Source organism: Streptomyces sp. NPDC059994 (genome assembly GCF_042737755.1).
GTDB lineage: Bacteria > Actinomycetota > Actinomycetes > Streptomycetales > Streptomycetaceae > Streptomyces.
Genome location: NZ_JBHWUR010000208.1, coordinates 1 through 4141 on the forward strand (window position 1 = coordinate 1; position 4141 = coordinate 4141).

Genomic DNA, 4141 nt, shown 5'->3' on the forward strand with positions numbered 1-4141 from the left:
GCCCCAGCGCGGGGGTGCCGGGGGCGAAGCCCCGAAGCCGGGTACCGGGGGCGAAGCCCCGAAGCGGGGTGCAGGGGCCGCAGGCCCCGCAACGGGGTCCGGGGGCGCAGCCCCCGGGAAGCCCACCTCAGCCCCCACCCACCCCCGGAGGGTTCAGGGAAGGGGCGGGGTGGGGGAACTCCCCCGGCCACCCCACGGCGCCCGCCGCACCGCCCTCGCCAGCCGCGCCTTGCGCCACCCCGTCAAGCGCTCCGGATACACCACCCCCTCCAGGTGATCCATCTCGTGCTGGAGACACCGCGCGAAGAACCCCGTGCCGGACACCCGTACCACCGCGCCCGACACCGTCCGCCCCTCCACCACCGCCTCGTCGTACCGCTCCGTCCCCGCCTCCAGACCCGGCAGGGACAGACATCCCTCGGGGCCGCGCAGCAGCAGGCCTTCGGCCGACACCAGACGGGGGTTGACGAGGTGTCCGAGGTGGCGGACGTCCTCGTCGTCGGGGCAGTCGTAGACGAACACCCGCAGCCCCACGCCGATCTGATTGGCCGCGAGCCCCACCCCCCGCGCCGCGTACATCGTCGCGAAGAGGTCCTCGACCAGCCGGCCGAGGGACGGACCGAAGTCGGTGACGGGTTCACAGGGGGCGTGCAGGGCCGGGTCGCCGAGGAGAGACATCTCTCGTACCGAGCCGGAACTGCCGGGAATGGGACGGTGACGCATGCCCGTAAGCGTACGGTCCAGGGGGTTCGCGGTCGCGCCGGTGGTGGCGCGGTTCGGGCCGCTGTCCGGATCTCGATAGGCTGAGGTCCGACCCAGGCGCAAGGAGGATCAAGGACGATGGCAGGCAACGCGGAGCCGCTGTCACCGCGGGCCAAGCTCGCCGTGACGGCGGGCAAGGCCGCTGCGGCGGTGTCGCGCGCAGCGGGGCGGGGCAGTGGATCGGTGATCGGCGGCCGGGTGGCGCTCAAGCTGGACCCCGATCTGCTGGGGCGGCTGGCGACCCACCTGGACGTGGTCCTGGTCTCGGCGACGAACGGCAAGACGACGACGACCCGGCTCATCGCCGAGGCGCTGCGGGCCAGCGGCCCGGTGGTGTCCAACGCGCTGGGCGCCAACATGCCCGCGGGCATCACCTCGGCGCTGGCGGGCGGCTCGGACGCCCGCTTCGGCGTGATCGAGGTGGACGAGAAGTACCTCTCCGGTGTCGCGCGCGATGTGACGCCCAAGGCGATCGCGCTGCTCAACCTGAGCCGCGACCAGCTCGACCGGGCCGCCGAGACCCGGATGCTCGCCGAGAAGTGGCGCGAGGGGCTTCAGGGCACCAAGGCCGTGGTGATCGCCAACGCCGACGACCCGCTGGTCGTCTGGGCGGCCTCCTCCTCCCCCAACGTGGTGTGGGTGGCGGCGGGCCAGGAGTGGAAGGACGACGCCTGGTCGTGCCCCGCCTGCGGCGGTGTGATGCAGCGCCCGGGCGACGACTGGTTCTGTGGTGAGTGCGGCTTCCGCCGCCCCGCCCCGAGCTGGGTGCTCAGCGGCGACTACGTCCTGGACCCGCACGGTTCGGCCTGGCCGATCCACCTCCAGCTGCCCGGCCGCGCCAACAAGGCCAACGCCGCCACCTCCGCCGCGGTCGCCGCGGTCTTCGGGGTGCCGCCGCAGGTCGCCCTGGAGCGGATGTACCAGGTTCAGGCGGTCGCGGGGCGCTACGACGTGGTGTCCTTCCAGGGACGCGAGCTGCGGCTGCTGCTCGCCAAGAACCCGGCGGGCTGGCTCGAAACGTTTTCCCTCATCGACCCGCCGCCCACGCCGGTGATCCTCGCCGTCAACGCCCGCGGCGCCGACGGCACGGACACCTCGTGGCTGTGGGACGTCGACTACCCCCGGCTCGCCGGTCACCCGATCTTCGTGATCGGCGACCGCAAGCTGGACCTGGCGGTCCGCCTGGAGGTCGCGAACCTGGACTTCCGGGTCTGCGAGAGCCTGGCGGAGTGCGTACAGCTGGCGCCGCCCGGCCAGATCGAGCTGATCGCCAACTACACCGCCTTCCAGGACGTGCGCCGCACGGTCGGCAACTGAGACCCCCTAAGGAGCAAGCGAGCATGAGCGACAACAGCCTGCGCCTCGTGTGGGTCTACCCCGACCTGCTGAGCACGTACGGCGACCAGGGCAACGCCCTGGTCGTGGAGCGCCGGGCCCGCCAGCGCGGCCTCGACGTGGCCCGTCTCGACGTCCGCAGCGACCAGCCGGTGCCGTCGTCGGGCGACATCTATCTGATCGGCGGCGGCGAGGACCGGCCGCAGCGGCTCGCGGCCGAGCGGCTGCGCCGCGACGGCGGCCTGCAGCGTGCCGCCGCCAACGGCGCGATCATCTTCTCGGTCTGCGCCGGGTACCAGATCCTGGGCCACGAGTTCATCAACGACCTCGGCGAGCGCGAGCCGGGCCTCGGCCTGCTCGACGTGGTCTCCACCCGGGGCGAGGGCGAGCGCTGCGTCGGCGACGTGCTGGGCGACATCGACGAGCGCCTGGGCCTGCCCCAGCTCACCGGTTTCGAGAACCACCAGGGCGTCACGCACCTGGGCCCCACGGCCCGCCCGTTCGCCCGGGTCCGCCTGGGCCGGGGCAACGGCACCGGCGACGGCACCGAGGGCGCGTACAACGAGACCGTCTTCGGCACGTACATGCACGGTCCGGTGCTCGCGCGGAACCCGCAGATCGCGGACCTGCTGCTGAAGCTGGCCCTCGATGTGAACGCGCTGCCGCCGACCGACGACCGCTGGTACGAGGCGCTGCGCGCCGAGCGCATCGCCTCGGCGACCCAGCCCGCCTGACCCGGGCTTAGCCCCGGAAGACGGCGTTCGTACTTTCGTCTGACGTCCATCTGTCGGACGTCTGATTCGGCCCCGCCACCCTGCGCCGGTAGGGTGGCGGGGATCCAACCGGACGACGTGGTCCGGTCGTCGGCCCACGTTGCAAAGGTTTTCCGGGCAATGCGAATTGGTGTGCTCACCTCCGGCGGCGACTGCCCCGGCCTGAATGCCGTCATCCGTTCCGTCGTGCACCGCGCGGTGGTCGATCACGGCGACGAGGTCATCGGCTTCCACGACGGCTGGAAGGGTCTCCTGGAGGCCGACTACCGCAAGCTCGACCTGGACGCGGTCGGCGGCATCCTCGCCCTCGGCGGCACGATCCTCGGCTCCTCCCGCGTCCAGCCCGCGCATCTGCGCGACGGCGTCGAGCGCGCGAAGGGCCACGTCGCCGAGCTCGGTCTCGACGCGATCATCCCGATCGGCGGCGAGGGCACGCTCAAGGCCGCCCATCTGCTCTCCGAGGCGGGCCTGCCGATCGTCGGCGTGCCGAAGACCATCGACAACGACATCGCGTCGACCGACGTCACCTTCGGCTTCGACACGGCCGTCGGCGTCGCCACCGAGGCCCTCGACCGCCTCAAGACGACCGCCGAGTCGCACCAGCGCGTGCTGATCGTCGAGGTCATGGGCCGCCACACCGGCTGGATCGCGCTGCACTCCGGCATGGCCGCCGGCGCCCACGCGATCGTCGTGCCGGAGCGCCCCTTCGACATAGACGAGCTGACCGAGCTGGTCGGCCGCCGGTTCTCGGCGGGCAAGAAGTTCGCGATCGTGGTCGTCGCCGAGGGCGCCAAGCCGCGCGAGGGCTCGATGCGCTTCGACGTGGGCGGCACGGACATCTACGGCCACGAGCGGTTCGCGGGCGTCGCCAGCCAGCTCGCCGTGGAGCTGGAGCGGCGCCTGGACAAGGAGGCCCGCGCGGTCATCCTCGGCCACGTCCAGCGCGGCGGCACCCCGACCGCGTACGACCGCGTCCTGGCCACCCGGTTCGGCTGGCACGCGGTGGAGGCCGTGCACCGCCGCGAGTTCGGGATGCTGACCGCGCTGCGCGGCACGGACATCACCATGGTCCCGCTCGCCGAGGCGACGGCGACGCTCAAGACCGTCCCGGCCGAGCGGTACGCCGAGGCGGAGTGCGTCCTGTAACACCCGCATCGTTTTGCGCGCAGTGAGCCGCCCCCGGTCGCGATCGCGACCCGGGGCCGGTCTCTTATAAACAAATCCGAGCCCACGAGACAATATCCAAACGCGGTTTGCGGGTTGTGGGGTTT

At 72.3% G+C, this 4141-nt stretch carries 4 protein-coding genes; 3 read left to right on the forward strand and 1 reads right to left on the reverse strand.

Annotated features, from left to right (window positions below; all coding sequences use genetic code 11):
- Positions 1-153: 153 nt before the first annotated feature.
- Entirely contained in the window at positions 154-723 is a 570-nt protein-coding gene (def, locus tag ACFWA7_RS39745) for a peptide deformylase (protein WP_385540160.1), read from the reverse strand.
- A 117-nt stretch (positions 724-840) separates the two neighbouring features.
- Between def and ACFWA7_RS39750 the strand changes: the two genes are divergently transcribed.
- The 3 genes from ACFWA7_RS39750 to ACFWA7_RS39760 all read left to right on the forward strand — a co-directional run bounded on the left by ACFWA7_RS39750 (position 841) and on the right by ACFWA7_RS39760 (position 4016).
- A complete protein-coding gene (locus ACFWA7_RS39750) occupies positions 841-2079 on the forward strand; it encodes a MurT ligase domain-containing protein (RefSeq protein WP_385540162.1) in 1239 nt (412 codons plus the stop codon).
- A 23-nt stretch (positions 2080-2102) separates the two neighbouring features.
- Positions 2103-2831, forward strand: coding sequence for a type 1 glutamine amidotransferase (locus ACFWA7_RS39755; RefSeq protein WP_190091330.1), 729 nt, complete (start codon positions 2103-2105; stop codon positions 2829-2831).
- A 159-nt stretch (positions 2832-2990) separates the two neighbouring features.
- Positions 2991-4016 (forward strand): 6-phosphofructokinase, encoded by a 1026-nt coding sequence (locus tag ACFWA7_RS39760; protein WP_385540164.1) that lies wholly within the window; start codon positions 2991-2993, stop codon positions 4014-4016.
- The last annotated feature ends 125 nt before the right edge of the window (positions 4017-4141 follow it).

Excerpts from the sequence above, each read along its gene's own strand:
- def (WP_385540160.1), bottom strand. The coding sequence starts at position 723 with ATGCGTCACCGTCCCATTCCCGGCAGTTCCGGCTCGGTACGAGAGATG.
- ACFWA7_RS39755 (WP_190091330.1), top strand. The coding sequence starts at position 2,103 with ATGAGCGACAACAGCCTGCGCCTCGTGTGGGTCTACCCCGACCTGCTG.
- ACFWA7_RS39760 (WP_385540164.1), top strand. The coding sequence starts at position 2,991 with ATGCGAATTGGTGTGCTCACCTCCGGCGGCGACTGCCCCGGCCTGAAT.
- ACFWA7_RS39750 (WP_385540162.1), top strand. The coding sequence starts at position 841 with ATGGCAGGCAACGCGGAGCCGCTGTCACCGCGGGCCAAGCTCGCCGTG.